This is a genomic window from Streptomyces sp. NPDC029292 (assembly GCF_055569295.1).
This window is the reverse complement of record NZ_JBVHXR010000021.1, coordinates 61,464-87,180: the sequence shown is the minus strand read 5'-3', so window position 1 is coordinate 87,180 and position 25,717 is coordinate 61,464. Positions and strand designations below refer to the sequence as shown.

Annotated in this window: 27 protein-coding genes and 1 pseudogene; 12 read left to right on the top strand and 16 right to left on the bottom strand. The window is 69.7% G+C overall.

What is annotated here, in order from left to right; all coding sequences use genetic code 11:
- Position 1: 1 nt before the first annotated feature.
- Positions 2 to 709, top strand: coding sequence for a dienelactone hydrolase family protein (locus tag ACZ4WS_RS36685; RefSeq protein WP_467987219.1), 708 nt, complete (start codon positions 2 to 4; stop codon positions 707 to 709).
- Between the two features lie 232 nt (positions 710 to 941).
- Here the strand turns inward: ACZ4WS_RS36685 and ACZ4WS_RS36680 are convergent, their stop codons facing one another.
- From ACZ4WS_RS36680 to ACZ4WS_RS36665, 4 genes are all read right to left on the bottom strand, one after another.
- Positions 942 to 1,205: a transposase gene (locus ACZ4WS_RS36680; protein WP_467987218.1), complete on the bottom strand. Its 264-nt coding sequence runs from the start codon at positions 1,203 to 1,205 to the stop codon at positions 942 to 944.
- A gap of 134 nt (positions 1,206 to 1,339) precedes the next feature.
- On the bottom strand, positions 1,340 to 1,837 hold the full coding sequence (locus ACZ4WS_RS36675) for a peptidylprolyl isomerase (RefSeq protein WP_467987217.1): 498 nt from the start codon (positions 1,835 to 1,837) through the stop codon (positions 1,340 to 1,342).
- 606 nt (positions 1,838 to 2,443) lie between these two features.
- Positions 2,444 to 3,352 (bottom strand): oxidoreductase, encoded by a 909-nt coding sequence (locus ACZ4WS_RS36670; protein ID WP_467987215.1) that lies wholly within the window; start codon positions 3,350 to 3,352, stop codon positions 2,444 to 2,446.
- Positions 3,353 to 3,412: 60 nt separating this feature from the next.
- Positions 3,413 to 4,303 carry a glycoside hydrolase family 19 protein gene (locus ACZ4WS_RS36665; RefSeq protein ID WP_467987214.1) on the bottom strand — a complete coding sequence of 297 codons (891 nt, stop codon included), beginning with the start codon at positions 4,301 to 4,303 and terminating at the stop codon, positions 3,413 to 3,415.
- Positions 4,304 to 4,618: 315 nt separating this feature from the next.
- Here ACZ4WS_RS36665 and ACZ4WS_RS36660 point away from each other — a divergent pair.
- Positions 4,619 to 4,845 (top strand): annotated as a pseudogene (locus ACZ4WS_RS36660) (transposase); the annotation flags it as partial.
- A gap of 78 nt (positions 4,846 to 4,923) precedes the next feature.
- Here ACZ4WS_RS36660 and ACZ4WS_RS36655 read toward each other — a convergent pair.
- Together ACZ4WS_RS36655 and ACZ4WS_RS36650 are read right to left on the bottom strand one after the other, a co-directional pair.
- A complete protein-coding gene (locus ACZ4WS_RS36655; protein WP_467987368.1) occupies positions 4,924 to 6,297 on the bottom strand; it encodes an aldehyde dehydrogenase family protein in 1,374 nt (457 codons plus the stop codon).
- A gap of 80 nt (positions 6,298 to 6,377) precedes the next feature.
- Entirely contained in the window at positions 6,378 to 6,824 is a 447-nt protein-coding gene (locus ACZ4WS_RS36650; RefSeq protein WP_467987213.1) for a MarR family winged helix-turn-helix transcriptional regulator, read from the bottom strand.
- A 78-nt stretch (positions 6,825 to 6,902) separates the two neighbouring features.
- On the opposite strand from ACZ4WS_RS36650, the gene ACZ4WS_RS36645 reads away from it, so the two are divergent.
- The 6 genes from ACZ4WS_RS36645 (at position 6,903) to urtE (ending at position 13,143) form a co-directional block, all read left to right on the top strand.
- Positions 6,903 to 8,015, top strand: a complete 1,113-nt coding sequence (locus tag ACZ4WS_RS36645; protein ID WP_467987211.1) for a substrate-binding domain-containing protein — start codon at positions 6,903 to 6,905, stop codon at positions 8,013 to 8,015.
- Positions 8,016 to 8,312: 297 nt separating this feature from the next.
- Positions 8,313 to 9,533, top strand: coding sequence for an urea ABC transporter substrate-binding protein (gene urtA, locus ACZ4WS_RS36640; protein ID WP_467987210.1), 1,221 nt, complete (start codon positions 8,313 to 8,315; stop codon positions 9,531 to 9,533).
- 63 nt (positions 9,534 to 9,596) lie between these two features.
- Positions 9,597 to 10,493, top strand: a complete 897-nt coding sequence (urtB, locus tag ACZ4WS_RS36635) for an urea ABC transporter permease subunit UrtB (RefSeq protein ID WP_467987208.1) — start codon at positions 9,597 to 9,599, stop codon at positions 10,491 to 10,493.
- On the top strand, positions 10,490 to 11,599 hold the full coding sequence (urtC, locus tag ACZ4WS_RS36630) for an urea ABC transporter permease subunit UrtC (RefSeq protein WP_467987207.1): 1,110 nt from the start codon (positions 10,490 to 10,492) through the stop codon (positions 11,597 to 11,599). The genes urtB and urtC overlap by 4 nt, the downstream gene beginning before the upstream one ends.
- A complete protein-coding gene (gene urtD, locus ACZ4WS_RS36625) occupies positions 11,596 to 12,441 on the top strand; it encodes an urea ABC transporter ATP-binding protein UrtD (protein WP_467987206.1) in 846 nt (281 codons plus the stop codon). Before urtC ends, urtD begins: the two co-directional genes overlap by 4 nt.
- 9 nt (positions 12,442 to 12,450) lie before the next feature.
- The gene (gene urtE, locus ACZ4WS_RS36620; protein WP_467987367.1) at positions 12,451 to 13,143 is read left to right on the top strand and encodes an urea ABC transporter ATP-binding subunit UrtE; all 693 of its coding nucleotides are present in this window, start codon (positions 12,451 to 12,453) and stop codon (positions 13,141 to 13,143) included.
- 10 nt (positions 13,144 to 13,153) lie between these two features.
- Here the strand turns inward: urtE and ACZ4WS_RS36615 are convergent, their stop codons facing one another.
- Positions 13,154 to 14,350 (bottom strand): RNA polymerase sigma factor, encoded by a 1,197-nt coding sequence (locus ACZ4WS_RS36615; protein ID WP_467987205.1) that lies wholly within the window; start codon positions 14,348 to 14,350, stop codon positions 13,154 to 13,156.
- Complete coding sequence (locus ACZ4WS_RS36610) at positions 14,350 to 14,703, bottom strand: YciI family protein (protein ID WP_467987203.1); 354 nt, start codon at positions 14,701 to 14,703, stop codon at positions 14,350 to 14,352. Before ACZ4WS_RS36610 ends, ACZ4WS_RS36615 begins: the two co-directional genes overlap by 1 nt.
- Before the next feature lie 97 nt (positions 14,704 to 14,800).
- On the opposite strand from ACZ4WS_RS36610, the gene ACZ4WS_RS36605 reads away from it, so the two are divergent.
- Positions 14,801 to 15,856 (top strand): acyl-CoA dehydrogenase family protein, encoded by a 1,056-nt coding sequence (locus ACZ4WS_RS36605; protein ID WP_467987202.1) that lies wholly within the window; start codon positions 14,801 to 14,803, stop codon positions 15,854 to 15,856.
- A gap of 8 nt (positions 15,857 to 15,864) precedes the next feature.
- Here the strand turns inward: ACZ4WS_RS36605 and ACZ4WS_RS36600 are convergent, their stop codons facing one another.
- From ACZ4WS_RS36600 to ACZ4WS_RS36575, 6 genes are all read right to left on the bottom strand, one after another.
- Positions 15,865 to 17,124, bottom strand: coding sequence for an acyltransferase family protein (locus tag ACZ4WS_RS36600; protein ID WP_467987201.1), 1,260 nt, complete (start codon positions 17,122 to 17,124; stop codon positions 15,865 to 15,867).
- Positions 17,125 to 17,223: 99 nt separating this feature from the next.
- Complete coding sequence (locus tag ACZ4WS_RS36595; protein ID WP_467987199.1) at positions 17,224 to 18,366, bottom strand: LLM class flavin-dependent oxidoreductase; 1,143 nt, start codon at positions 18,364 to 18,366, stop codon at positions 17,224 to 17,226.
- A 13-nt stretch (positions 18,367 to 18,379) separates the two neighbouring features.
- Positions 18,380 to 19,564 carry an SfnB family sulfur acquisition oxidoreductase gene (locus tag ACZ4WS_RS36590; protein ID WP_467987198.1) on the bottom strand — a complete coding sequence of 395 codons (1,185 nt, stop codon included), beginning with the start codon at positions 19,562 to 19,564 and terminating at the stop codon, positions 18,380 to 18,382.
- 4 nt (positions 19,565 to 19,568) lie between these two features.
- A complete protein-coding gene (gene ssuE, locus ACZ4WS_RS36585) occupies positions 19,569 to 20,123 on the bottom strand; it encodes an NADPH-dependent FMN reductase (RefSeq protein ID WP_467987197.1) in 555 nt (184 codons plus the stop codon).
- A 52-nt stretch (positions 20,124 to 20,175) separates the two neighbouring features.
- Complete coding sequence (sfnG, locus tag ACZ4WS_RS36580; RefSeq protein WP_467987195.1) at positions 20,176 to 21,300, bottom strand: dimethylsulfone monooxygenase SfnG; 1,125 nt, start codon at positions 21,298 to 21,300, stop codon at positions 20,176 to 20,178.
- Positions 21,301 to 21,476: 176 nt separating this feature from the next.
- Positions 21,477 to 21,554, bottom strand: a complete 78-nt coding sequence (locus ACZ4WS_RS36575; RefSeq protein WP_356242872.1) for a putative leader peptide — start codon at positions 21,552 to 21,554, stop codon at positions 21,477 to 21,479.
- 143 nt (positions 21,555 to 21,697) lie between these two features.
- On the opposite strand from ACZ4WS_RS36575, the gene ACZ4WS_RS36570 reads away from it, so the two are divergent.
- Both ACZ4WS_RS36570 and ACZ4WS_RS36565 read left to right on the top strand, forming a co-directional pair.
- Entirely contained in the window at positions 21,698 to 22,624 is a 927-nt protein-coding gene (locus ACZ4WS_RS36570) for a LysR family transcriptional regulator (protein ID WP_467987194.1), read from the top strand.
- Positions 22,625 to 22,811: 187 nt separating this feature from the next.
- Positions 22,812 to 23,567 carry a DUF4142 domain-containing protein gene (locus ACZ4WS_RS36565; protein WP_467987193.1) on the top strand — a complete coding sequence of 252 codons (756 nt, stop codon included), beginning with the start codon at positions 22,812 to 22,814 and terminating at the stop codon, positions 23,565 to 23,567.
- A gap of 60 nt (positions 23,568 to 23,627) precedes the next feature.
- On the opposite strand, the gene ACZ4WS_RS36560 is transcribed toward ACZ4WS_RS36565, so the two are convergent.
- Both ACZ4WS_RS36560 and ACZ4WS_RS36555 read right to left on the bottom strand, forming a co-directional pair.
- A complete protein-coding gene (locus ACZ4WS_RS36560) occupies positions 23,628 to 24,071 on the bottom strand; it encodes a hydrolase (protein ID WP_467987191.1) in 444 nt (147 codons plus the stop codon).
- Positions 24,055 to 24,861 (bottom strand): MBL fold metallo-hydrolase, encoded by an 807-nt coding sequence (locus ACZ4WS_RS36555; RefSeq protein WP_467987190.1) that lies wholly within the window; start codon positions 24,859 to 24,861, stop codon positions 24,055 to 24,057. The genes ACZ4WS_RS36560 and ACZ4WS_RS36555 overlap by 17 nt, the downstream gene beginning before the upstream one ends.
- 171 nt (positions 24,862 to 25,032) lie before the next feature.
- On the opposite strand from ACZ4WS_RS36555, the gene ACZ4WS_RS36550 reads away from it, so the two are divergent.
- Positions 25,033 to 25,635 carry a TetR/AcrR family transcriptional regulator gene (locus tag ACZ4WS_RS36550; protein ID WP_467987189.1) on the top strand — a complete coding sequence of 201 codons (603 nt, stop codon included), beginning with the start codon at positions 25,033 to 25,035 and terminating at the stop codon, positions 25,633 to 25,635.
- Positions 25,636 to 25,717 lie beyond the last annotated feature (82 nt).

Below are 25,717 nucleotides of genomic sequence, written 5' to 3'. Positions count from 1 at the left end.
CATGTCCGAGCTGCCCAAGTCGACCGGAGCCCCGGCCCATCAGAACGTGACCTTTCCCAGCGCCGGAGGCACCGCGCACGGCTATCTGGCCCTGCCGCCGTCCGGACAGGGACCCGGCGTCATCGTCATCCAGGAGTGGTGGGGCCTGACCGACCACATCGCCAATGTCGCGGACCGGCTGGCGGCGGAGGGCTTCGTGGCCCTCGCGCCCGACCTGTACGGCGGCAATGTCGCCCATGACAGCGGCGAGGCCCTGCGGATGATGAAGGACCTGCCGGTGTCGCGCGGCGTCGAGCTGCTCTCCGGCGCGGTCGACCACCTGCTCGGCCTGCCCGAGGTCACCTCCGACACGGTGGGCGCGGTTGGCTTCTGCATGGGCGGCGGTTTCGTCCTCTACCTGGCCGCGGCCGACCCGCGCGTCAGTGCGGCGGTGCCGTTCTACGGCGTGATCCAGGGCGAGCTGCCCGACTTCTCCGGCCTCAAGGCGCAGATCCTGGGCCACTACGGCGAGCTCGACAAGAGCATCCCGAAGGAGAGCCTGGACCAGCTGAGCGAGGCGATCCAGCGGCAGTCCGGCATCACCCCGGACCTCCGCCTCTACCCCGCCCAGCACGCCTTCTTCAACGACGGACGCCCGGTGTACGACCCCGAGTCGGCCGCGCAGGCCTGGCAGAGCACGGTGCCCTTCCTGCACGAGCAGTTGGGCTGAGCCCGTCGGACCGCCCGCCCTACGGCAGCCGCGCGCCGGTCCTCTTCGCGCTGAGCTCCGTCGTGATCCATGCAGTGAGAGCAGAGCCGCCGCAGGTCATCAGGGCCGTCAGGAGACGCACGGGGACGCGCTTTAGCCGTGCAGGCCGCCACGCTCGGTGGCCCGCACGCTCTGGCTGTCGACCACACCCGCGCTGGGGGTGGCATCTCGGCCCAGCCGGAGGCGTTCGTGTTCACGCAGCACGGCCAGCACCCCTTCCCACAGACCTTCGCGCCGCCCACCAGTAGTGGTAGGTCGTCTGCCAGGGCGGCAGGTCGTGTGGCAGCAGTCTCCAGGCGCAACCGGCCCACAGCCAGTAGGCGAGTGCGTTGACGATCTCCCGGCGCGTGTGTTTGGCCGGCCGTCCACCGGACTTGACCGCCGGAACCAGCGGTCGCAGGATCTCCCACTCGCGATCGGACAGATCCGTCGAGTAACGGGTGCGCAGCTCGCCCACCCCAGCCCCCGAAAGTGCGTCACGACCCCGCTACCAGCCAACTTGCCCCGCTGACGGCCTTTTCAGACACCCTCTGGCCAGAAACGGAAACCGGCCGCAGGCACACGGCGGGGGTCAGCACGGCGGTAGGGACGTTACTCGCCCACGACTCCCGAGGACGCGATTTCAACCTTCGCGCGGAGGGCACCACTTTGGGAGCCCAGGCTCTCGATCTTCTGGACTAGGTCCTCGTTCTCGACGACCTCGCCGAAGACGACGTGCTTGCCATCCAGCCACGGTGTCAGCACCGTGGTGATGAAGAACTGTGAGCCATTGGTGTTCCTGCCGGAGTTCGCCATGGACAGCAGGAACGGCCGGTCGTGCTTGAGCTTGAAGTTCTCGTCCGCAAACTTCTCGCCGTAGATGCTCTTACCGCCGGTGCCGTCACCACGGGTGAAGTCGCCACCTTGGAGCATGAATTGCGGAATGACCCGGTGGAAGCCCGAACCGGCGTATCCGAAGCCGTGCTGGCCGGTGGCCAGCTCACGGAAGTTCTGTGCTGTCTTGGGGACGACGTCGTCGTACAGCTTGAAGACGATGCGGCCCGCGGCATCGCCGTTGATGGTGATGTCAAAGAAAACGTTGGTGGACATAAGGCCATCCTGTCACGCCCCCGGCGCCCCGCCGTGCATGACATCGCCACTGCCAACTGAGCCGCCCATCAACAAGGCCGGCACAGCGAACCACTCCGGCCAGCCCAGCCTTTGGCTAACCAAGATCAAGTCACCCGACGCCAAGGCTGTGCGAGCCTTCGGCTCGCCGCCCCGTCTGAGTCACTCAGACCGGTGCGCCCCGCCCACCTCGACGTCCTCGAGCGCGACCCGAACGATGAAGGATGCGAGGGACAGGTGGCGGAGGAACTCGTTCGCCGTCGCGTCGGCCACGGGCCCCGAGATGATCGCACGCCCCGGCCGCACGGTGCACGCGCTGTCCCGCAGCGGGCGGCTTCCCCAGGCGCACGCCGGCCGCTGCGATGCGGCCCGGGCGCGCCTGCAGGAACGCCTGGACCGCCGTTCCTCCCCGTCCGACCGCCGCCGGCCGGCGGCGCTCCCGTCCTGACGGCCACGGTCCGGCATGGTCGTTGATCCAGCCGTGCCGGTCCCGCGTGTCCCGCGTCTGGAGGGACGAGGTCGTCAAGGAGCAGTGCGCGCCCTGGACGGCCACCAGTTGGGGCACCGACCACACGTACACGAACGTCCTCACTCTCCCGGCGTGTGGAGCGCGTCGAGGCGGGCCATCTCGTCGTCCGTGAGCCGGAGGGCGCCCGCGGCCACGTTCTCGGCGAGGTGGTCCGGGTTGCCGGTGCCAGGGATGGCGAGCACGTGCGGGCCCTGCTGGAGGGTCCACGCGAGCCGGACCTGGGCGGGCGTGACGCCGTGCGCACGGGCGATGGGGAGCACCACCTCGTCGCTGTCGCTGTCGCTCGGGCCCTGCGCGCCGCCCTTGCCCGCGATGGCGAAGAACGGCACGAACGCGATGCCCTGTTCGCCGCAGGCCCGCAGGACCGCGTCGGCCTCGGGGTCCGGGGAGTCCAGGCCGTACTGGTTCTGCACGCACACCACCGGTGCGATGGCCTGCGCCTCGGCGAGGTGCCCGGTCTCGACGTCGGAGATGCCGAGGTGGCGGATCAGCCCCGCGTCGCGCAGCTCGGCGAGCGCGCCGAAGTGTTCGGCGATGGAGTCCTGTCGCATGCGGCGCAGGTTCACCACGTCGAGGTGGTCGCGGCCGAGCTGGCGCAGGTTCTCCTCGACGTGACCGCGCAGCTGGTCGGGCCGGGCCGAGGTGCCCCACTCCCCCGAGTAGTCGCGGTACGGCCCGACCTTGGTGACGATGACCAGGTCGCCCGGGTACGGGGCGAGCGCGCTGTTGATCAGTTCGTTCGCGGAGCGCAGCGACGAGAAGTAGAAGGCGGCGGTGTCGATGTGGTTCACGCCCAGCTCAACAGCGCGCCGCAGCACGGCGATCGAGCGTTCGCGGTTGCTCGGCGTGCCCAGGTGGAAGGCCGCGCTGCCCGTCAACCGCATCGCGCCGAATCCGATGCGGTTGACGGGGAGATCTCCGAGTTTCCAGGTGCCCGCGGCTGCCGCGGTGATCTTCTCTGAGGTCATCGCGGCAGTTTCGCACATGGTTCGAGTTGGGCTTTTCGCGGGCCGCCGGCCTCCCATTCGTCAGCAGTACAGGTTGCCGCCCGCCGTCGTGCCGAGGATCTGCACGAACCTCTGGTAGGCGTCCACACGACTCTGCACCTGCGCCGGGTTCTTGCCGTCGCACTCCAGGGAGCCGTTGATGCTGCGGATCGTCTGGCCGAATCCGGCGCTGTTGACCATGGCGTTGTGGCCGGTCATCGTGCCGGGGCCGGTCTGCGTGTTCCAGTACCACAGGCCGGTCTTCCAGGCCACGGAGGCGTCGTTCTGCACCAGGTAGGGGTTGTTGAGGAGGTCGATGCCGAGCGCGTCGCCCGCGGCCTTGTAGTTGAAGTTCCAGCTGAGCTGGATCGGGCCACGCCCGTAGTACGCGGACTGCCCGGCCGGGCAGCCGTAGGGCTGGCTCCAGTCGCAGTACGTCGGGTAGTTGGCGGTGTTCTGCTCCACCACGTACACCAGGCCGCCGGTCTCATGGCTGACGTTGGCGAGGAAGGCCGCGGCCTCCTGCTTCTTGATCGTGTCGCTGCCCGTATTGGCGAAGGCCGGATAGGCGCTCATCGCCGCCCGCAGCCCGCTGTAGGTGTAGAACGAATTCCGGTTCGGGAACATCTGGTTGAACTGCGCCTCGCTCACGACGAAGCCGTCGGAGGGCGTCGTGGAGCCGCCGTCGCAGGCGTACGGCTCCCAGTACCAGGTGCTGATGGTGGGGTCGTAGCCCGGGTTGTCGTGCTCGGCGATGTAGGCCTGGCCGTCGGTGTAGCGGACGACGTCCCCGGTGACGTAGGACCTGCCGGCCACCCAGCTCGGGTAGCTCGAACAGGCCGCGGCGGAAGCGCCCGTGGGCGGTAGGAGTACTGGTGCGGCGGTTCCGACGACGAGTGCGGCCAGGACGGCGGAGATGCGGCGCCTCGACACAGGGTCAACTCCTTCTCGGAGCACGGCCGCACCCGGTACAAGGCAGAGCGAGGCTGAGCCTTGTGCGCACGCGCCGGGAGGGCCGGTCACGGCGTCGGGGGCGGCCGCGGTGGGGGGTGTGGAGGCACACTCAACCGCTTTGGTATGTACCAGTCAAGGGTGTAGACCAGTCAGATCTGACAACGTTGGCAAAGAAGTGCCGGGCGCCCGGCGGTGACCTCGTAGCTGGACTCGGAGATCGTTCGGATGTCGGCAGCGGGACCATCGCGCTGGGAGATCGCGTCAACTGGGCTGGTCACTGGGCTGGTTGCTGCGATGGCCTTTGTGGAGCAGCTGGTGCCGGATGGGTTGTGGGAGTTTCTTCAGCGGGTGGTTCCCGCTGCCCCAGTGCGTGCGCAGGGCAGGGCCGGCGGCGGTATGACGACCGGCAGGCGCTCGCCGCGATCGTGTTCGTGGCCACTACAGGCTGGACGTGGCGGCACCTGCCGCCGGTCTTCGGCCCGTCCGGGCCGACCGCGCACCGACGGTTCACCGAGCACAGTCATTTGCAGGCAAGGCGCCGTGAAGTCGGAGGTGCCCGGAACGGACGTGAACCGGTCCGGGCCACCCCGCGTGCGGACTCAGCCGAGCGGCTTCTCCAGCACCGCCTTACGGTGGCTGAACGTCTCGATGGAGTAGCGGCCGTGGTAGCTGCCCATGCCGCTCTCGCCGACCCCGCCGAACGGCAGGTCGGAGACGGTCAGATGGGCCAGCGGGAGCCCGAAGCCCAGGCCCCCGGACGAGGTCTCGGCGGCGATCCGCTCCCGGGTGATGTCCGACTCGGTGAAGACGTACAGGGCCAGCGGCTTGTCGCGGTCGTTGATGAAGTCGATGGCCTCGTCGAGGTCGGAGACCGTGACGATCGGGAGGATCGGACCGAAGATCTCCTCGCGCATGACGGGCGACTTGGGGTCGACGTCGCCGAGGACGGTCGGCGCGATGTACTTGGTCGCGCGCTCGCTGTCGCCGCCGGTGACGGTACGGCCGGAGTCGAGCAGGGAGCTGAGCCGGTCGAAGTGCCGCTCGTTGACGATCCGCCCGTACTCGGTGGACGTCCGCGGCTCGGCGCCGAAGAGCGCCTCGACGGCCCGGGCCAGCTCGGGCTCCAGGGCGCGGGCGGTCTCGGGGTCGGTGAGGACATAGTCGGGTGCGACACAGGTCTGCCCGGCGTTGAGGAACTTGCCGCGGGCGAGCCGGTCGGCGACGACGGCCAGATCGGCGTCGCGGTCGACGAACGCCGGGGACTTGCCGCCCAGTTCGAGGGCGACGGGGGTGAGGTGCTCGGCGGCGGCCCGCATGACGATGCGGCCGACCGCGCCGTTGCCGGTGTAGAAGATGTGGTCGAAGCGCTCGGCCAGCAGGGCCGTGGTCTCCGGGATACCGCCCTCGACGACGGCGACCGCGTCGGTGTCGAGGTACTCCGGCAGCAGCCGGGCCAGCACGGCGGAGGTGGCGGGGGCCAGCTCGCTGGGCTTGGCGACCACCGCATTGCCCGCGGCGAGCGCGCCGAGCATCGGGGTGAGCAGGAGCTGAAGGGGATAGTTCCAGGGGGCGATGACCAGGACGACGCCCAGCGGGTCGTACTGCGTCCAGGCCGTCGCGTCGTCGCCGAGGTGTGCCGGAACCCGGGCGGACTCGGGGCGCAGCCAGGTGTCGAGATGGTCCAGGGTGTGGTCGATCTCGCGCACGGCGAAATTGATCTCGGTGCGGAAGGCTTCGGTGGAGCTCTTGCCGAGGTCCGCGTGGAGGGCGGCGGCGAGGTCCTCGCCGTGTGAGGTGAGCATCTCGCGCAGTCGGCGCAGCTGGTTCGTACGCCATGCGACGGGCTTGGTGCGGCCGGAGCGGAAGGTGGCGCGCAGCCGAGAGACGACGTCGGCGGGCTGCTCGGGGGTGGGGTGGTTCACGGTGCCTCGCTGGTCCGGCGCGGACGGGTGGGCCCGCGCGAAATGATCAATCGCTCGATGTATATACCAACCTTTCAGTCGCCCGCATGCATTCCGTTTCACGTAAAACTACTCTCCGTAAGGGTGATGCTTCACAGAGTGGACGGCGCGTCCGCTCCGTCGAGCGTGTCCACGAGGCGTTCCAGCAGGGCCCGCAGCAGCTCGTCGTCGCCGTCGCTCAGCACCGGCCACTGCGCGCGCACCTCACGGTCGAGGCGCCGCCAGTACGCCTGACCACGCGGGGTGAGATACGCCAGGATGCGGCGCCGGTCGAGCGGATCGACACGGCGATGGACGAGGTTCTGGTCGACGAGGTGGTCGACCAGTTTCGTCAGGGTCGCGGGCGGCAGAAAGGCCGCTTCGGCGACCGCCGTCATGTGATGCCCCTGACCGTCGGAGAGCAGGGCGAGCACCCGCCAGGCGTCGGGCGAGCAGCCGTCCTCGTCGAGGACGCTCTGCAGCCGGCGCGCGGCCAGCCGCTCGGCCCGCGTCAACAGGTGCATCAGATCCTGGGGCTGACGCGGAGATGGGGTGGGCATCCTGCTCCTCGATCCAGGGGGACGTACATGGTATGAGACGGATTGGAGTTCACCGGGCGGACCCGAAATCATGACGCCATGTTCCGGCACGATCCGCCTCCGCCCGACTGGTTCACGGCAGACGACTCCGTGCTCGGTGTGGCGCTCGTCTTCCCCATGCAGGGGTCGGCGGGGATCTTCGGGCCCACCTGTGAACTGTGCGCGCAACTGGCCGCGGAGGAGGTCAACCGCGCCGGCGGCGTGCTCGGCAAGGAGCTGCGGCTGCTGCCCGTCGACGGCGGCACCGGGCCGCGCCAAGTGGCCGACCACGTCGAGGCGTTGGTGGACCTGGGAGTCGTGCAGGGCGTCACGGGCTGGCACATCTCCTCGGTGCGGCAGGCGCTGGCGCCGAGGATCGCGCATCGGGTGCCGTACGTCTACACCGCGCTGTACGAGGGCGGGGAGCACACCGCGGGCGTGTTCCTCACCAGCGAGACACCACGTGATCAACTGCGGCCCGCTATGGGCCTGTTGGCCCACGAACGCGGGGTGCGCCGCTGGTTCGTCGTGGGCAACGACTATGTGTGGCCCCGCCGCACGGCCCGTGCCGCGCACGCCTACGCCCGCGAGTCCGGCGGGAGCGTCCAAGGGGAGGTCTATCTGCCCCTGGGCACACACGACTTCGACGCGGTGCTGCGCCGGATCGAGCGGTCGGACGCCGATGCCGTACTCATGCTGCTCGTCGGCAGCGACGCGGTCCGCTTCAACCGGGCGTTCGCGGCCGCCGGTCTCGACGCGCGCTGTCTGCGGCTGAGCACGCTGATGGACGAGAACATGCTGATGGCCAGCGGTCCGACGGCCACCGTGGACCTCTACAGCACGGCCGGGTTCTTCGCCTCGCTCGCGAACCAGGACACCCTCGACTTCCACGGCCAGTACGCCGGACGGTTCGGCGTCGAGGCACCGGCTCTGGGCAGCCTCGGCGAATCCTGTTACGAGGGCGTGCTGTTGCTGGCCGCCCTCATCGGCCGGGCCAGGACCCTCGATGTGTCGGCGATCGGGGCGGCGGCCGAGACGGTGTCGTACGAGGGCCCGCGCGGGCTGCTCCATCTGCGCGGCAGCCATGTCCGCCAACGCATCTACCTGGCCCGGGCGGACGGCGTCGACTTCGACGTGGTCGCCGAGCTCGATCTTCACGGATCCCACCCTTGACATGGCCGCGCCTGCGCCAAGATACTTCCCACAGGAAGTAACTAGAATGCCTCGGGCGAATTGTGAATTGAGATGCCAAATTCCGCCCCGGGCATTTTTTGTTGCCCCGTGAATCCCCCTCGAATGCCCCATGAAGGCTTCATGAGAGCGGGAAGATACCGCCGGGAAAGTTTTGCGAAACACCCTGGAAACAGGGTGACTTGAGGCTGTGGACCGCACTTCAGGAGGTTGTCTCCTCCACAGCCCGAGGGGGTAGTTCTTTTGTCCAGCGGTTCCAGTATTCTCCGACGCCGTGTGGTGGCCGGTGCCGCCGTGCTCGCGGCCTTTGTCGCGCTCTCCGCGTGCGGCGCCAAGACCGACGCGGGCGGTACGTCCGACAAGGCCGTGAAGGCGGACGTGAGCGGCGACACCGTCAAGGTCGGACTGCTCAACTCGCTGTCCGGCACGATGGCGATCAGCGAGGTGACCGTACGCGACTCGCTGAAGCTGGCGATCGACGAGATCAACGCTTCGGGCGGAGTGCTCGGCAAGCAGATCAAGCCGATCAGCGAGGACGGTGCCTCCGACTGGCCGACGTTCGCCGAGAAGGCGAGCAAGCTCATCAAGGAGGACCGGGTCGCGGCCACCTTCGGCTGCTGGACCTCCGCGAGCCGCAAGGCCGTCAAGCCGGTCTTCGAGAAGAACAAGTCGCTGCTCTTCTACCCCGTGCAGTACGAGGGACTTGAGGAGTCGCCGTACATCTTCTACACGGGCGCGACCACCAATCAGCAGATCGTCCCGGCGCTCGACTACCTCAAGAGCCAGGGCAAGAAGACGATCTACCTGGTCGGCAGCGACTACGTCTTCCCGCGCACCGCCAACAAGGAGATCAAGGCGTACGCGAAGGCCAACGGCATGAAGGTGCTCGGCGAGGACTACGCGCCGCTGGGCTCCACGGAGTTCAGCACGATCGCCAACAAGGTGAAGGCCTCGAAGGCGGACGCGGTCTTCAACACCCTCAACGGCGACTCGAACGTGGCCTTCTTCAAGGAGTACAAGTCCGCGGGCCTGACCGCCAAGAGCATGCCGGTGGTCTCGGTGTCGATCGCCGAGGAAGAGGTCAAGTCGATCGGAGCGCAGTACCTGGCGGGCCAGTTGACGGCCTGGAACTACTACCAGACCACCCCGGGCGCCGCGAACACCAAGTTCGTGAAGGCGTACAAGGCCAAGTACGGCCAGGACAAGCCGACCAGTGACCCGATGGAGGCCGCGTACACCTCGGTCTACCTGTGGAAGGCGATGGTCGAGAAGGCGAAGTCCTTCGACCCCGAGAAGGTCAAGGCGGCCTCGGACGGCATCACCTTCGACGCCCCCGAAGGCAAGGTCACCGTCGACGGCGCGAGCCAGCACATCTACAAGACCGCCCGCATCGGCAAGATCGGCACCGACGGTCTGATCAAGCAGGTCTGGGACTCCGGCAAGCCGATCAAGCCGGACCCGTACCTGAAGGGTTACGACTGGGCCTCCGGCCTCTCCTGATCACCCGTCACGCGGGGGGCTTCGCGCGAAGGCCCCCGCGTCCCGCCTCCCCGGAGCCGCCGTATGACCGTGATCCTCGGGCAGATGTTCACCGGTGTCAGCATCGGTGCCGTCCTGCTGCTCATCGCGCTCGGCCTCTCGCTCACCTTCGGCCAGATGAATGTCATCAACATGGCCCACGGCGAGTTCATCATGGCCGGCGCCTACACCACGTATGTCCTTCAGAAATCCATTTCCAGCGCAGGGATTTCGCTCCTCGTCGCGCTGCCCGTCGCATTTCTTGTGTCGGGGGCACTGGGCGCACTGCTGGAACGGCTGCTCATTCGCCGCCTTTACCTCCGTCCCCTCGACACACTTCTTGTCACATGGGGCGTTTCGCTGATGCTTCAGCAACTCGCCCGTGACATCTTCGGCGCGCCGAATGTGCAGACCCGCGCGCCTGACGTACTCACCGGGAACATCACGGTCATCGGCGGCGACGACCCGCTCACCTTCGCCAACAGCCGCCTGTTCATCCTGGGGCTGGCGATCGCGGCGGTCCTCGCGCTGTCGCTCACGCTGCGGCTGACGCCGCTCGGGCGACGTATCCGCGCCGTCGTGCAGAACCGGGACCTGGCCGAGGTGTCCGGCATCTCCACCAGCCGCGTCGACCGCACCGCGTTCTTCATCGGGTCCGGTCTGGCCGGAGTCGCCGGGGTCGCGCTGACGCTGGTCGGTCCGATCGGGCCCACGATGGGCACCAACGTCATCATCGACGCCTTCCTGGTGATCGTGGTCGGCGGCATCGGGCAGCTCAAGGGCAGCGTGATCGTCGCCTTCGTGCTGGGCGTGCTGCAGTCCGTCCTGGAGTACTCCACCACCGTCAGCGTCGCGAAGGTGCTGGTCCTCGTGGCCATCGTCGCGTTCCTCCAGTGGCGGCCCCAGGGGCTGTACACGCTGCGTACGAGGAGTCTCGTATGACCACCACCACTCCTGTCGCGGCGAAGCAACTCACCGCCCTGAAGGGTCGGTTCAGCTCGGCGCGCCCGGTAGCCGGTTTCGCGGCGGGCGCGCTCGTGCTGTTCGCCGTGGCCCCACTCGCGCTGTCCGACTTCCGGCTCGGGCTGCTCGCCAAATACCTGTGCACCGCCATCGTCGCGGTCGGCATCTGTCTGGCCTGGGGGCGGGGCGGGCTGCTGACCCTCGGGCAGGGGGTGTTCTTCGGGCTCGGCGGCTATGCCATGGCCATGCATCTGAAGATCGCGGACGCCGGGCCCGGCAACCTCCCGGACTTCATGCAGCTGTACGGCACCGCCACCGAACTCCCCTGGTGGTGGCGGCCCTTCGCGAACCCGGTCTTCGCGCTCGCGGCGACCGTGCTGCTGCCGATGGCCGTCGCGGCGATCCTCGGGTCGTTCATCTTCCGGCGCCGGGTCAAGGGCGCGTACTTCGCGATCCTCAGCCAGGCGCTCGCCGCGGCCTTCGCGATCTGGCTGGTCGGGCAGCAGGCCACGACCGGCGGCACCAACGGGCTCACCGACATCCAGGGCTTCTTCGGATACGACCTCAACGACCCCGTCAACCAGCGGATGGTGTACTTCATCATCGCCGCGGTCCTGCTGCTCCTGATCGCCCTCGCCCGCCAGCTCATCCACAGCCGGTACGGCGAACTCCTCGTCGCCGTGCGGGACTCGGAGGAGCGCGTGCGCTTCCTCGGATACAACCCGGCGAACGTCAAACTCGTCGCGTACGTCGTCGCGGCGGGCATGGCCGGGCTCGCGGGCGCCCTGTTCGTGCCCGCGGTCGGCATCATCTCCCCCGCGTTGATCGGCATCGTGCCGTCCATCGAACTCGTCATCGGCGCCGCGGTCGGCGGCCGCGCGAGCCTGGTGGGCGCGGTGCTCGGCGCGATCGGCGTCGCCTGGGCCAAGACGGCGCTGTCGGAGGAGTTCCCCGCGGCCTGGACGTACTTCCAGGGGCTGCTGTTCATCGTGGCCCTGGCGTTCCTGCCCGGCGGCCTCGCTTCCCTGGTGGGGATCGTGCGACGGCGCAGGTCGAACCAAGCGCTCGCTGGAGAGACGGCATGACGGAGCTTTCGGGTAGTGACCTCTCGGGTCTCGAGATACGGCGACTGCGGGTGTCCTTCGACGGTTTCACGGCCGTCGACGGAGTGGACCTCGACGTACGGCCGGGCGATCTGCGCTTTCTCATCGGGCCGAACGGGGCGGGCAAGACGACGCTCGTCGACGCGGTCACCGGCCTGGTCAAGGCGGAGGGATCGGTGCGCTTCGGGGGCACGGACATCCTCGGCCGCAGCGTGCACAGGATCGCCCGCTCGGGGATCGGCCGGACCTTCCAAACATCCACCGTCTTCGAGGAGTTGACGGTCCTTCAGAACCTGGACATCGCGGCGGGCGCGGGCCGGGGCGCGCTCACGATGCTGCGCCGCCGCAAGGGCGTGCCCGAGTCCGTCGCGCGCGCTCTGGACACGGTGGGTCTGACGGACCTCGCCGACAGCCCGGCCGGGACGCTCGCGCACGGCCAGAAGCAGTGGCTGGAGATCGGCATGCTGCTCGTGCAGGACGTACGGCTGCTGCTGCTCGACGAGCCGGTCGCGGGCATGAGCCACGACGAACGGCAGGCCACCGGCGAGCTGTTGGAGCTCATCAGCCAGGAGCGGACCGTGGTCGTCATCGAGCACGACATGGACTTCATGCGCTCCTTCGCGCGCAGCGTGAGCGTGCTGCACGCGGGCAAGGTGCTGAGCGAGGGGACGGTGGCCGAGGTGCAGGCGGATCCGAAAGTGCAGGAGGTGTATCTCGGGCACGCGGCCGAGACGTCGGTGGCCGAACCCTCCGCCCACGAACCATCCGCCAACAAACCCGCTGCCGACGAGGCCGCCGCGGGCGTGGCCGTACAGGAGGCGTGAGCGGACATGATGCTCGAAATCGACAACGTCCACGTCGGCTACCACCGCAGCTCCGTCCTGCACGGAGTCTCCGTCGAGGTCCCGCGCGACGGCGTCGCCGCCGTGCTCGGACACAACGGCGCGGGCAAGAGCACCCTGCTGCGCGCGGCCGTCGGACTGCTCACACCGCAGAGCGGCAGCGTCCGCCTGGACGGCGAGGACATCACCCGCCGCAAGCCGCACGAGCGGGTGGCACGCGGCATGGCGTACGTCCCGCAGGGCCAGCAGGCCTTCCCGCACCTCACGACCGCGGAGAACCTCCAGCTGGTCGCGGACGGGCGGCGGCGCGGCAAGGAGGCGATCGCCGAGGCGCTGGACCTGTTCCCGGCGCTGCGGGCCCTGTCGGGCCGACGCGCGGGCCTGCTCTCCGGCGGCCAGCGACAGCAACTCGCCATCGCCCGAGCCCTGGTGACGGATCCTCGGATCCTGCTCCTCGACGAGCCCACCGAGGGCATCCAGCCCTCGGTGGTGGCCGAGATCGAGGAGACGATCCTCGCGCTCGCCGCCCGCGGCGGGCTCTGTGTGCTCCTGGTCGAGCAGCACGTCGGCTTCGCGATGCGGGCGGCGCAGCGCTACTACGTCCTGGAGGCCGGGCGGGTCACGTCCTCCGGGGAGGGCGGACAGGAGGCGGAGCGGTCGGTGCGGGAGGCGCTCAGCGTGTGAGCGCGCCGGCTCAGCTTCGTACGAGCGCCGCCCGGCCGCGTTCGAGGTACGCGCGCTCCGCCGCGTTCTCGGTGAGCGCGATGGCCGCTTCGTACGCCCGCACGGCCTCGGTGTGACGGCCGAGTCGGCGCAGCAGGTCCGCTCGTACGGCGTGGAAGGCGTGGTAGCCGTCCAGGTCGAGCGCGTCGACGAGGGCCAGCGCCGGCTCAGGCCCCTCGACCTCGGCCACGGCGACGGCCCGGTTGAGGGCGACCACCGGACTCGGGGTGAGCGCGGCCAGCTGGTCGTACAGCTGGAGGATCTGGCTCCAGTCGGTGGCGGCCGCGGTCGGGGCGTCGCTGTGCACGGCGTTGATCGCGGCCTGGATCTGGTACGGGCCCGGCCGGTTACGGCGCAGGCAGGCGCGTACGAGGGACTGGCCCTCGGCGATCAGGACGCGGTCCCACAGGGAGCGGTCCTGGTCGGAGAGGAGGACCAGCTCGCCGTCGGGCGTCGTACGGGCGGGCCGCCGGGCCTCGATGAGGAGCATCAGCGCGAGCAGGCCGACGGCCTCGGGCTCGTCCGGCATGAGCTCGGACAGGAGACGGCCGAGGCGGAGGGCCTCGGCGCAGAGGTCCGCCCGGCCGCCGTACCCCTCGTTGAAGATGAGATAGACGACCGCCAGCACTCCTCTCACCCGGTCCGGGAGGTCGGCGTCGCGCGGGATGCGGTACGGGATGCGGGCGTCGCGGATCTTGGCCTTGGCCCTGACCAGGCGCTGGGCCATGGTGGGTTCGGGGACGAGGAATGCGCGCGCGATCTGTCGGGTCGTCAGACCGCCGAGGAGTCTCAGGGTGAGGGCCACCTGCGCCTGGGTGGCAAGCGCCGGGTGGCAGCAGGTGAAGATCAGGCGGAGCCGGTCATCGCGCACGGGGCCCTCCTCGGCCGGTTCGTCCTGCGCGTACAGCTGGGCCGCCTCGGCGTGCCGGGCCTCGCGCGAGGACTCGCGGCGCAGCCGGTCGATGGCCCGGTTGCGGGCGGTGGTGATGATCCACCCGGCCGGGCTCGGCGGTACGCCCGCCTCCGGCCATGTCCGTACGGCCGTGGCGAATGCGTCCTGAACCGCTTCCTCGGTGAGGTCGATGTCACCGAGGAAGCGGACGAGGACGGCCACCGCGCGGCCGTACTCCGCGCGGAAGACCGCCTCGATGTCGGCGTTCGGGGTCATCAGTCCTCGGCTTCGCCCATGAAGGGCCGCACCTCGATGGGGAGCGTGGTCGCCAGCGTCGCCTTGCGGCCCCATGCGAGCGCCGCGTCGAGGTCGGGCGCCTTGATCAGGCAGATCCCGCCCAGGTACTCCTTGCTCTCGGTGTACGGACCGTCGGTGATCAGTACGTCGCCGTCCTCGGCTCGCAGCACGGTGGCCGTCTCCGGCCCGTGCAGTCCCCCGGCGAACACCCAGGCACCGGCCTCGCGCAGCTCCGCGTTGAAGACGTCGAGGTTGTGCATGATCTCCTTCAGGACCTCGGGCGCGGGCGGCTCGCCCACCGGCTGCATCACGCTCAACAGGTAGTGCTTCATGACGTGTCCTCCTCGGTCTCGTACCGCTTCTCACTCCCTACACGAACGGGAGACGGCCGGATCGACACCGGACACCACAACACCGGGAGATTTTTCGATGATCACCGCACCGCACCCCCTCGTCACCCGGGCGCGCCGTCTCGCGGCCGAGGTGCTGGCGCCCCGGGCAGAGCGCGTGGACCAGGAGGGCGTGCCCGCGAGCAGCATCGAGGCGATCAAGGGGTCGGGGCTGCTCGGGATGAGCGCGCCGGAGGAGTACGGCGGGTGGGCGGCGCCCGTCGCGGTGGCCCGGGAGATCGCGGAGATCCTGGCCGGGGCATGCTGCTCGACATGGTTCGTGCAGACCCAGCACCACACACCGGTGCAGACCTTGGCCAAGAGTGAACTCCCGGTGCGAGACAGATTGTTGGGGCCACTGGCGAGCGGGGAGCTGCTGTCCGGGGTGGCGTACGCACAGCTGCGTGCCTATCCGCGCATCCCGGTCCGGGTCACCCGTGAGCGCGGGGGCTGGCGCTTCGACGGGACGGTGCCCTGGTACACGGGCTGGGGGCTCAACGACGTGATGCTGCTGGCGGGGGTGACGGACGCGGACGAGGCACTGTTCGCGTTCACCGAGGCGCGCGAACAGCCCGGCCTGCGCCCCTCCCCTCCGATGCGGCTCGCCGCGCTCACCGCCTCCCGGACGGTTTCCCTGGAGCTGGACGGTCTGTGGCTGCCCGACGAGGCGGTGGCCCTGCGCACCCCGTACGAGGCCTGGGCCGCCACCGACCGCCCCAAGAACACCAATGCCTCACCGGCCGTCTTCGGGGTCACGGCGGCGGCGCTCGATCTGCTGGACGGCGATCCCGCGGCCAAGGAGACCGCGCGCGCCCTGCGCGCCCACCTCGACGACGTCAGGCGGCAGGCGTACGAGCTGGCCGATCACCCGGTGGCGCACGAGCGGATCGAGGAGCGGCTGGCGGCCAAGGTGCGGGCGTACGACCTGATGCGCGCGGCGACGACCGCGGCTGTGGTGGCCGGTGGCGGGCGGTCCATCGACCTGGGCAGCCCGGCGCAGCGGCTGGCGCGCGAGGGGATGTTCCTGCTGGTGCAGGGGCAGACGGCCGAGGTGCGTGCGGCGCACCTCGGTTCCCTCGCGGACATGGACCGGTGACTCGTCGCTCATGCGCGCAGCCCGAAGAGGAAGCGGGTCACGCGCGTGCGCCGGATCAGGAGGTCGTAGGCGGCCACGGTCAGCGCGAGTGAAGCCGCCACGATCACGGCGTACTTGATCCCCATCGGCGCGTTCCAGCCGACCACGCCGTACGCCACGGCGACGACGATCGGCTGGTGGAGGACGTACAGGGGCAGTGCGGCGGCGGCCAGATATGCGTAGAGGCGCCTGCCTCGACCGGGTGCCGGGCTTCCGGCAGCCATCGCGGGTGTCGTGACCGTGGCGGGCGTTGCGGGTGTCGCAAGCGTTGTGGGCAGGTGGGCTCGGCGGCGGTCCAGGAGGCCGAGGATCGCCACCAGCCAGCACCAGCCCGCCGCGCCGTACAGGGTGCGCGCGCCGATCGCGAGGGGGGTCATGTCCGTGGAGGGGTCGTCCGCCGCCATGAAGCCGGGCAGGCCGACGGAGAAGAACGCCAGGCCCAGCACGGCGGCCGCCGTCGCATCACGGCGCATCGCCGCGCGGAACCGCGCGTCGGTGGCGAGGACGAAGCCGTACAGGAAGAACAGCAGATACGCCCAGCGGCTCCACGCGGCGAATCCCTCCTCCAGGCCGAGCAGCGCGCTGACCACCGCGACCGGGACGGCCGGCAGGAGTACGGCACCCCGGCGCCGTTCCACCGCGGCGGCGGCCCGGTCGCGGATCCGGCGGACGCGGCCTGGGGGCAACAGGGCGACCAGCGGGGCCAGCAGGAGCGAGAAGAGGAGCAGCAGCACCACGAACCACAGGTGCCCGGTCTCGAAGTACCGGCCCTGGAGCACGAACGGAAAGTCGGCCAAGTCCGGGCGCACGTCGAAGAAGCGCGGCCAGAAGCGCAGGTACGACTCGTGGTATCCGGGGTCGGCGGCCCGCAGCCGGAGCCACTGCGGGACGGGGATGATCGTGAGCGTGGCGAACACCAGCGGCACGCCGAGCCTGCGCAGCCGTTCCGCGGCGAAGGCGGCGGGGGTACGGCGGCGCAGGGAGTGCCAGGAGCCGAGGCCGGCGACGAGGAAGAGCATCGGCATGGCCCAGACGACGCCGAGACCGGCGATGACCGTGGTGGCGTCGGTGGTCTCGGCGTTCTTGACGTAGTAGTCGTCGCGGGTGTCGAAGACCAGGGCCGCGTGGAAGAAGACCAGGCCGATGACGACCAGGGTGCGGATCGCGTCCAGTTCCGGCCGTCGCTCCGGCCGCGCGGCCTCGGATCGTTCGATGCGTGTCGTCGCCATCCCGCCCGCCCCCCGTCGCCTCCGGGCACGACGTCATCAGTGTGGGCCCGGCCTGCGCCGGGCGCCAGGGCGGTGCGAGCGGTCGAGGGGTGGCGAGGTCTAGCTCGCGAAGGGCACCTGTGCCGAGGGAGCGGCCGGCTGGGCGAACGGGTGCTGCCACAGGCCCTGCGCGGCCAGCCGGGGCAGGACGCCCTCGCCGAACCAGTACGCCTCTTCCAGGTGCGGATAGCCGGAGAGCACGAACTCGTCGATGCCGAGGGCGTGGTACTCCTTGATCCGCTCGGCGACCTCGTCGTGGCTGCCGACCAGGGCGGTGCCCGCGCCGCCGCGGACCAGGCCGATACCGGCCCACAGATTGGGGTGGATCTCCAGTCCGTCGCGGCTGCCGCCGTGCAGGGCGAGCATGCGCTGCTGGCCCTCGGACTCGCTGCGGGCGAGCCCTGTCTGGACAGACTTCACCGTCTGCGGGTCGAAGCCGTCGAGGAGCTTGTGCGCCTCGGCCCAGGCCTGCTCGGAGGTGTCACGGGTGATGACATGCAGCCGGATCCCGAACCGGACGGTGCGGCCCTCCCTTTCGGCGAGACCGCGCACCCACGCGATCTTCGCGGCGACCTGGGCGGGCGGTTCGCCCCAGGTGAGGTAGACGTCGACGTGGCGGGCGGCGACCTCGCCGGCCAGGGGCGAGGAGCCGCCGAAGTAGATCTCGGGGACCGGGTCGGGCACGCGGGCGAGTTTGGCGTCCTCGACCTGGAGGTGTTCGCCGGACAGGTCCACGGTCTTGCCGTCCCACAAGTCCCGGACGATCTGAAGGAATTCGCCGGTACGGCGGTATCGGGCGTCCTTGTCGAGGAAGTCGCCGTAGGCACGCTGCTCGTGGCTCTCGCCACCGGTGACCACGTTGAGCAGCAGCCGTCCGCCGGTCTGCCGCTGGAAGGTGGAGGCCATCTGCGCGGCGAGCGTGGGTGAGACGAAGCCGGGCCGGAAGGCGACCAGGAACTTGAGCCGTTCGGTGTTCTGGCTGACCATCGCGGTGGTCAGCCAGGCGTCCTCGCACCAGGCGCCCGTGGGGGTGAGCGCGCCGACGAAGCCCAGGTCCTCCGCGGCGCGGGCGATCTGACTCAGATAGGCGACCGTCGGCGGCCGGTCCCGTCCGGAGGCGGTGGCCGGGGTGCCGTGGCCGCCGCCGACGACATGGCGGCTGTCGCCGTTGGTGGGCAGGAACCAGTGGAAGGTGAGGGACACGTGGGGTCTCCGATCAGAGCAGGCCGTGCCGAGGGGGCTTGGTGCCGTTGAGTACGTAACGGCCGATGTGCTGGACCTTCCAGCGGGCCGGGTCGTGCAGGGTGTGGGTGCGGGCGTCGCGCCAATGCCGGTGCAGATTGAGGGAGTTGAGGGCGGAGCGGGTGCCGGACACCTCGAAGAGGGCGCCCGCCACCTCCACGGCGGTGGCGGCGGTGTGCACCTTGGCCGCGGCCACGGCGATGGACGCCTCGGCCGCCGAGTCGTCGGTCAGGTCGTCGCGGGCCGCGTCGACCGCGCGGGCCGCGACACCGAGCAGTGCCTCGGACGCCCGCACCTGGATGGCGAGTTCACCGAAGCGCTGGATGAGCAGCGGATCCTCGGCGGCGGTGTCGACGCCGCTCTCGAACCAGGGGCGGCTCTTAGTACGGACGAACTCGACGGCCTCGGCGAGCGCGCCCGCCGCGATCCCGGCGTCGATGGCGGCGTGCAACAACTGCGCGACCGCACCGTGGAGTTGCGGTCCCCGGAAGGTGAGGTGGTGCGGGACGACACGCTCCGCCGGGACGCGGACGGCGTCGAGACGGACGGTGCCGCTGGCCGTCGTACGCTGCCCCATGCCGTCCCAGTCGTCGACGACCGTCACTCCGTCGGCGTCCCGTGGGACATACGCGACGTGCGGGTTGTCGTCCTCTGCGCGGGAAAGGACGGGGATCCAGTCGGCGAAGAGCGCGCCCGTGGAGTAGTGCTTGACGCCGGTGAGCACGTACGAGCCGTCCGGCTGCGGTTCGAGGCGGGTGCGGATGTCCTGGACGTGCTGGGTGCCCGCCTCCGACTGGGCGTTGCCGAAGCGGCGCCCGGCCAGGACTTCGCCGAAGAAAAACTCCCGCTGTTCCGGGGTTCCCTGACGGCGGATCACATTCACGTACACGAAGTGGTTCTGCGGAATCTGGGCGAGGCTGGCGTCGGCCGAGGCCAGCAGCCGGAAGATCTCCGCGAGGGTCTCCTGGCGTACGTCCGCCCCGCCGTGCTCGGCGGGCACGGTGACGGCGAGCAGTCCGGAGACGGACAGCCGCTCCAACTCCTCGCGTGGGAGTCTCCGTTCGGTGTCCCGGGCGGAGGCCCCGGCGCGGAACTCGTCGGCGAGCGCGGCCGCGGCGGCCAGGGCCTCGACGTCGTCGGCGATCACTTTGGCGGTCATGGTGTCAGCCCGCCGCCGCCAGCAGCGGGGTACGGCCCAGGGCCGCCGAGAACTGGTCGACCACCTGGGTCAGCGCCTTGGCCGTGCCCGGTTCCACGGTGATGCTGCCGTCCTCCCCCGTGGTGATGTCCTTGTCGAGGGTGAACCAGCCCTGGACGATGTGCGCGGCGCCCATGGAGTTGAGCACCGGGCGCAGTGCGTAGTCGAGGGCGAGGACATGGGCGGTGCTGCCTCCGGTGACCAGCGGCAGCACGGTCTTTCCGGTGAGGGCGTACTGCGGGAGCAGGTCGAGCAGGGCCTTGAGGACGCCGGAGTAGGCGGCCTTGTAGACGGGGGTGCCGATGACGACGCCGTCGGCGCGGGCGAAGAGTTCGGTCGCCTCGACGATGGCGGGGTGCTGGAAGTCGGCGCCGAGCAGGGCTTCCGCGGGGATGGTGCGGACGTCGAGCGGGATCACCTCGTGCCCCTGCGCGGCCAGCCGGGTGTCCAGGTGGCGCAGGAGTTTGGCGGTGCGGGAGGAGACGGAGGGGCTGCCTGAGACGGACAGAACGGTGGCCATGGGCCCTCTTTCGTGAGCGGAGTTCCGGGTGAGCGGGATGCCGGGGTGGGAGTCAGGCGTGCGCGGGGACGGACTCGGGCTCCGCGTGGGGCAGTTGGGCCTCCAGTTCGCGTACGAGGGGCAGCACCCGCCGGCCGAAGTACTCGACCTCCTCGTGGTAGTGCAGGAAGCCGAGGAGGAAGAGGTCGACGCCGAGCCGCTTGTAGGCGACGATCCGTTCGGCGATCTGCTCCGGAGTGCCGATCAGCCCCGTACGGAAGCCGTCGTTGTACTGGACGAGGTCCTCGAAGCTGGAGTCCTGCCACATGCCCTTGCCGTCGGCGGTGGACTGCCCGGCCTGCTTCACGGCGGCGCCGAAGCCCTCGACGGCCTCGTTGTCGGCCTGGGCGACGATCTCGCGGAGGGTCTCGCGGGCCTCGGCCTCGGTGTCGCGGGCGATCAGGAAGCCGTTGAGCCCGAACTTCGGCGCCTTGCGCCCTGCTTCGGTCGCGGCTTTGTGAACATCCGCGATCTGCTCGACGACCCCGCCGAAGTCCTTGCCGTTGGAGAAGTACCAGTCGGAGACACGGCCCGCCATGGCGCGCGCGGCGGTGGAGTTGCCGCCCTGGAAGATCTCCGGATGCGGGCGCTCGGGGGTGTTGAGGGGCTTGGGCTTGAGGGAGAAGTCACGCAACCGGTAGAAGTCTCCGGCGAGTTCGGTGTGGTCCTCGGTCCAGATCTGGCGCAGGGCGCGGATGAACTCCTCGGAGCGGCGGTAGCGTTCGTCGTGCTCCAGCCAGGGCTCGCCGAGGGCGGTGAACTCGCCCTTGAACCAGCCGCTGACGACGTTGACCGCGAAGCGGCCGCCCGACAAGTGGTCGGCGGTGGCGCCGAGTTTGGCGAGGACGCCCGGGTGCCACAGACCGGGGTGGACGGCGGCGATGACCTTCAGACGCTGGGTGGCGAGGAGCAGGGCGAGGCTGAAGCTGGTCGACTCGTGCTGGAACTCGGCGCCGTAGCTGGCCATGTAGCGGACCTGGCTGAGCGCGTAGTCGAAGCCGTTGTTCTCGGCGAGAACGGCGAGTTCGCGGTTGTAGTCGTAACCCCAGTCGGTGCGCTGCTCGATCTTGCTGGTGACCAGGCCGCCGCTGACGTTGGGGACCCAGTAGGCGAAGCGGACGGGTTCGGTTACGGACACGGAGAACTCCTGGTGTGCGGAATGAGGGCATGACGAATTGAGGCCCGGGAATTCTCAGGGAATGCGGGCGGCGAAATGGGTGCGGCAGGTAGGGGAATGCATCGAGGCGCGCCGTGCGGGAAGAATTCACCGCGGGCGGACCGGCTCGTGCGAAGGGGACCCTACCGGCGGGATCGTCAGGCTTCGCGACAACAGAAGGAGCTGGAGACACGCGCGAGGTCGACGTGGCGTCGCCGCGTGAGGTCCAGTCGCATCTTCATGTCGTCGATCGTGGCAGCCCCCGGACCGGGCAGTCAAGGAATAGCCGACCGGTCTCGCATCCCGGACCGGCGAATTTCACGAAGGCGTGACAGGGAAACCCTTGAACCGGCTGCGGCGACGGCCGCATTCTGCTGCGGTGCGAATAGAGCAGCTGGAATACATCGCGGCGGTCACCCGGCTCGGCTCGTTGCGCCGGGCCGCCGAGGAACTCCACCTCTCCCAGCCCGCGCTCAGCGAGACCGTGCGGAACCTGGAGCGGGAGCTCGGCGTCGATCTGCTGGAGCGCAAGCGGTCCGGGGCGAAGATGAGCGCCGAGGGGCGGGAGCTGCTGCCACACATCATCAACGTGCTGGACGCGGTGGACCGGCTGCGCGGCGCGGCGGGCGAGCAGCACCGCATCAGCCGTATGGTCCGCGTCGGCACGGTGAACGCGGCGACCGTGCCGTTGCTCATCCCAACGGTCCGGGACTTCCGTGCGAGGCATCCGCCGACGCAGGTGGAGGTGGTCGGCGCCCAGCAGTCGGAGATCCACCGGGCGCTGTCGGAGGGCGGTTTCGATCTGGGCCTGGTGAACCATCTGGACGGCGACGATCTGCCCGCCGACTTCGAGACCACCGAACTGCTGCGCGGGCGCCCGGTGTTGTGCGTACGACCGGACAGCCCCCTGGCCGCACTGGACACGGTGTCGGCGTCCGACCTCCTGGACGAGCACGAGCCGCTGATCGCGATGCGCTCCGGCTATGTCATGCACCGCTACCTCCACCGGCTCCTGGAGGGCCACGGACCGTCCTTCTCGTACTCCACCGACGGCGCCGAAATGGGCAAGCTCATGGTCGCCGAGGGCCTGGGCGCCACGGTCCTCCCCGACTTCAGCGTCATCGGCGACCCCCTGGAGCGGCGCGGCGCGATCACCTACCGGCCGCTCGCCGACGACACGACACAGGTCCTGCTGATGCTGCAGCGCCGTAGGGCGGACTCCGTACCCCGCGCGGCCCACGACCTGCACGAGGCGTTTGTGCGCAGGGCCGGGGAGCTCGGCGGCAGTCTGGCCCGAGGCACCTGAAGCGGAGCGGGGCAGTGAACGGCGGGTGAGCGTGCACACGGATTTTACCCGCAGTAAAGATTCCCCTCCCCCGCGCGGCCGTACTGGTGGACGTCCGAACCACCCGCAACGGATCCACTCGTACCGGATCCACCACGCGGCTCACCGGAGTGTCCCGCTCTGGGCTGCCGCCCCACCAGGAGGCTCAATGCGCATCGCGCGGAACGCAGGAACCCTCTTCGTTGCGGGTGCGTTGACAATGACTCTCGCCGCGCTCGCCTACCCGGCTGTGCTCGGCCTGCAGAACACGGCTGGCTCCCCGACCCGCGTCATCGCCAACACCGCGTCGGGCCCGCTGACCGAGGCCGACCGGGACTTCGTCGTCAAGGTACGCGCGGCTGGTCTGTGGGAGTACCCCTCCGGGCAGTTGGCCTTGCAGAAGGGCACGACCCCGGCGGTCAGGACCGCCGGTCAACACCTGGTCCAGGGGCATGCCGCGCTGGATGCCACCTGCCGCAAGGTAGCCACTCAACTCGGCATCACCCTGCCCAACAAGCCGTCTCCGCAACAACAGGGTTTCGTGGCGACACTGAGCGGAGACAGCGGCAAGCAGTTCGACACCGACCTCGCCAACATCCTCCGGGTGACCCACGGGCAGATCTTCTCGGTCGTCGCGAAGATCCGGGCCACCACCAGGAACACGCTGGTGCGTGAACTGGCCGACCAGGCCAACGACACCGTGCTGGACCACATCACGGTGATGGAGAAGACCGGACTGGTCAACTTCGATCAGGTGCTGTTCCAGGAGACCGCCAGTCCGAAACTGCCCGCCCAGAATCTCACGCCACCACCGCCCCAGCCGGGCGAACCGACCGCCGTACTCACCCCACCCGCGAACAACTCCGCGGCTACCGTGACGCCGACACCGACACCGACACCGACACCGACACCGACGGTGGGGTGACCGGCTGCCCATACACCGCCTCCGGCGCTGTCAGTACCCGTCGCCGAACCTGACCATCCGTCACTCCTGCCCGGACCGTGGGCGCTTGTAGCCCAGCAGGGTGCGGTAGCGCTCTCGTACGGCGAACTCCACCGAACTCCAGACAGCCGGGCGGCCCGCCTCGGCGCAGAGGTGAAGGATGCGGCCCTCCCCGACCACGACCCCGACGTGGGCGCCCCAGGAGTCGCCGGTGGCATTGAAGAGGGCCAGGTCCAACGGCCTGGAGGCGTGGACCCTCTCGGTGTGCTCGGTGTCGGCCCACAGGTCGCTCGACCGCCGGGCGGGAACGTCCAGGCCGAAGTGCCGGAGCACTTCGTAGGCGAAGAGCTGGCAGTTCGCGCCGTCGGCCAGGCCCGGCTTCTCGGCCACGGACCGCGAGCCGGGAAAGCGCCGGCCGACGTACGGCGTTGCCCAGACACTCTCGGGCAAGCGCGCCAGCAGCTGGTCCTCACTCGGTTCCCGCAATTCCGCCTCCGCCCGCGTACCGCTCCAGTTCCCAGGGGTCGTGTGCGCTGAAGACGTCCACTTCATCGCCGTGCAGGCGCACGAGTTCCCGCAGACGGGCATGGTTGCCGAGCCGCAGCGGCCTGTCCACCTCGGTGATCTGCTGGAGGACGTCCATACCGGGGTGGCCCTGTGGGTGGTCGGGGTCGATCTCGCGGTGGAAGTAGTAGGCGTCGCCGCAGTGCAGGAGCCAGCGGCCGGAGTCCTCGACGGCTATCGCGCTGTGGCCGCGGGTGTGGCCGCCGAGGGGAACGAGCAGGATCTCCGCGCCCAGACCTGCCAGCGGGCGGACCGCGTCGAATCCGAACCAGGGGTCGCCCTGGGGTTCCGGATACGTCACCCAGTGCGGGCGGTGCGCCCACTGGGCCGGGCGGTAGCGGAGGCGGTCCTCGGAGTGGGCGCCGGGGGCCGCCATCGCCGCGCGGTGTTCGGCCTCGTTCAGATGGACCTTGGCCCAGGGGAAGTCGGCGAGGCCTCCCGCGTGGTCGAGGTCGAGGTGGCTGAGCACGATGTGCCGGACGTCCTCCGGACGGAAGCCGAGCTCGGCGACCTGGTGCAGCGCGGTCTCCGCGAGGTCGAGGACGGGCTGGGCGCGGCCGAGGAACTCCGCGCCGAGGCTCTCCTCGGGCCGCGCCACATCGGCCGTACCGATGCCGCTCTCGACCAGCACGAGTCCGTCGCGGTCGGTCTCGACGAGCAGACAGTGGCAGACCGCGGGCAGGCTCCCCTCCTCGGTGTCGATCGTCCTCATGGAACCGCAGTTCAGATGGTGGATCTTCACGGTGAGTCCCTTCGCGCGGTGAATCCCGTCGCGCGTCCCGTGGATGCCGCCATGACACCCCACGACGCCGCGACGAAGCCCGCCATAGATAGCGAACGTTCGTAAGCTATTAGCGAACGGTCGTCAGGTTAAGGTGGTCACATGAGCCCGCGCAAGTCCGTTGCAGAAACCGCCGCCACACGCGACCGGATCATCGAGAGCGCCCTCGCGCTGGCCACCGCCGAGGGACTCGAAGGACTCACCATCGGGCGGCTGGCAGTCGATCTGGACATGAGCAAGGCGGGAGTGATCGGCCACTTCGGCAGCAAGGAGGCGCTCCAACTCGCCGTTCTGGACGCGGCGGTCGAGAGGTTCCGGCTGCGGGTCCCGGCGCGCGCCATGGGCGCCAGGCCCGGCACCGAGCGGCTGGCGCGCGCCTTCGACGAGTGGATCGACTACATGGCCGAGGCCGAGGGCCACGGGGGCTGCCTCCTCACCTCGGTGGCGAGCGAGTTCGACGGCCGCCCCGGCCCGGTCCGCGACGCGGTACTGGAAGCCCTCGCCGCCTGGTCGGCGTATGTGACCTCGGAGCTGATCACCGCGGTCGAGACCCGCGAACTCCCGGAACGCACCGACGTGGACCAACTGGTCTTCGAGCTCAACGGCGTGGCTCTGGCGGCCAACCAGTCCATCCAGCTCCACCGCGACCAGCAGGCCCCCACGCGGGCCCGCCGCGCCATCGCCCGCCTGCTCATCGCCCCGTAGGCCTCCGGGGACCCGCCCGCCCTACACATAAAGAAGAAATAAGCGCAGAATGGATGCACGCGGCGTTTACCGCATACCGCAC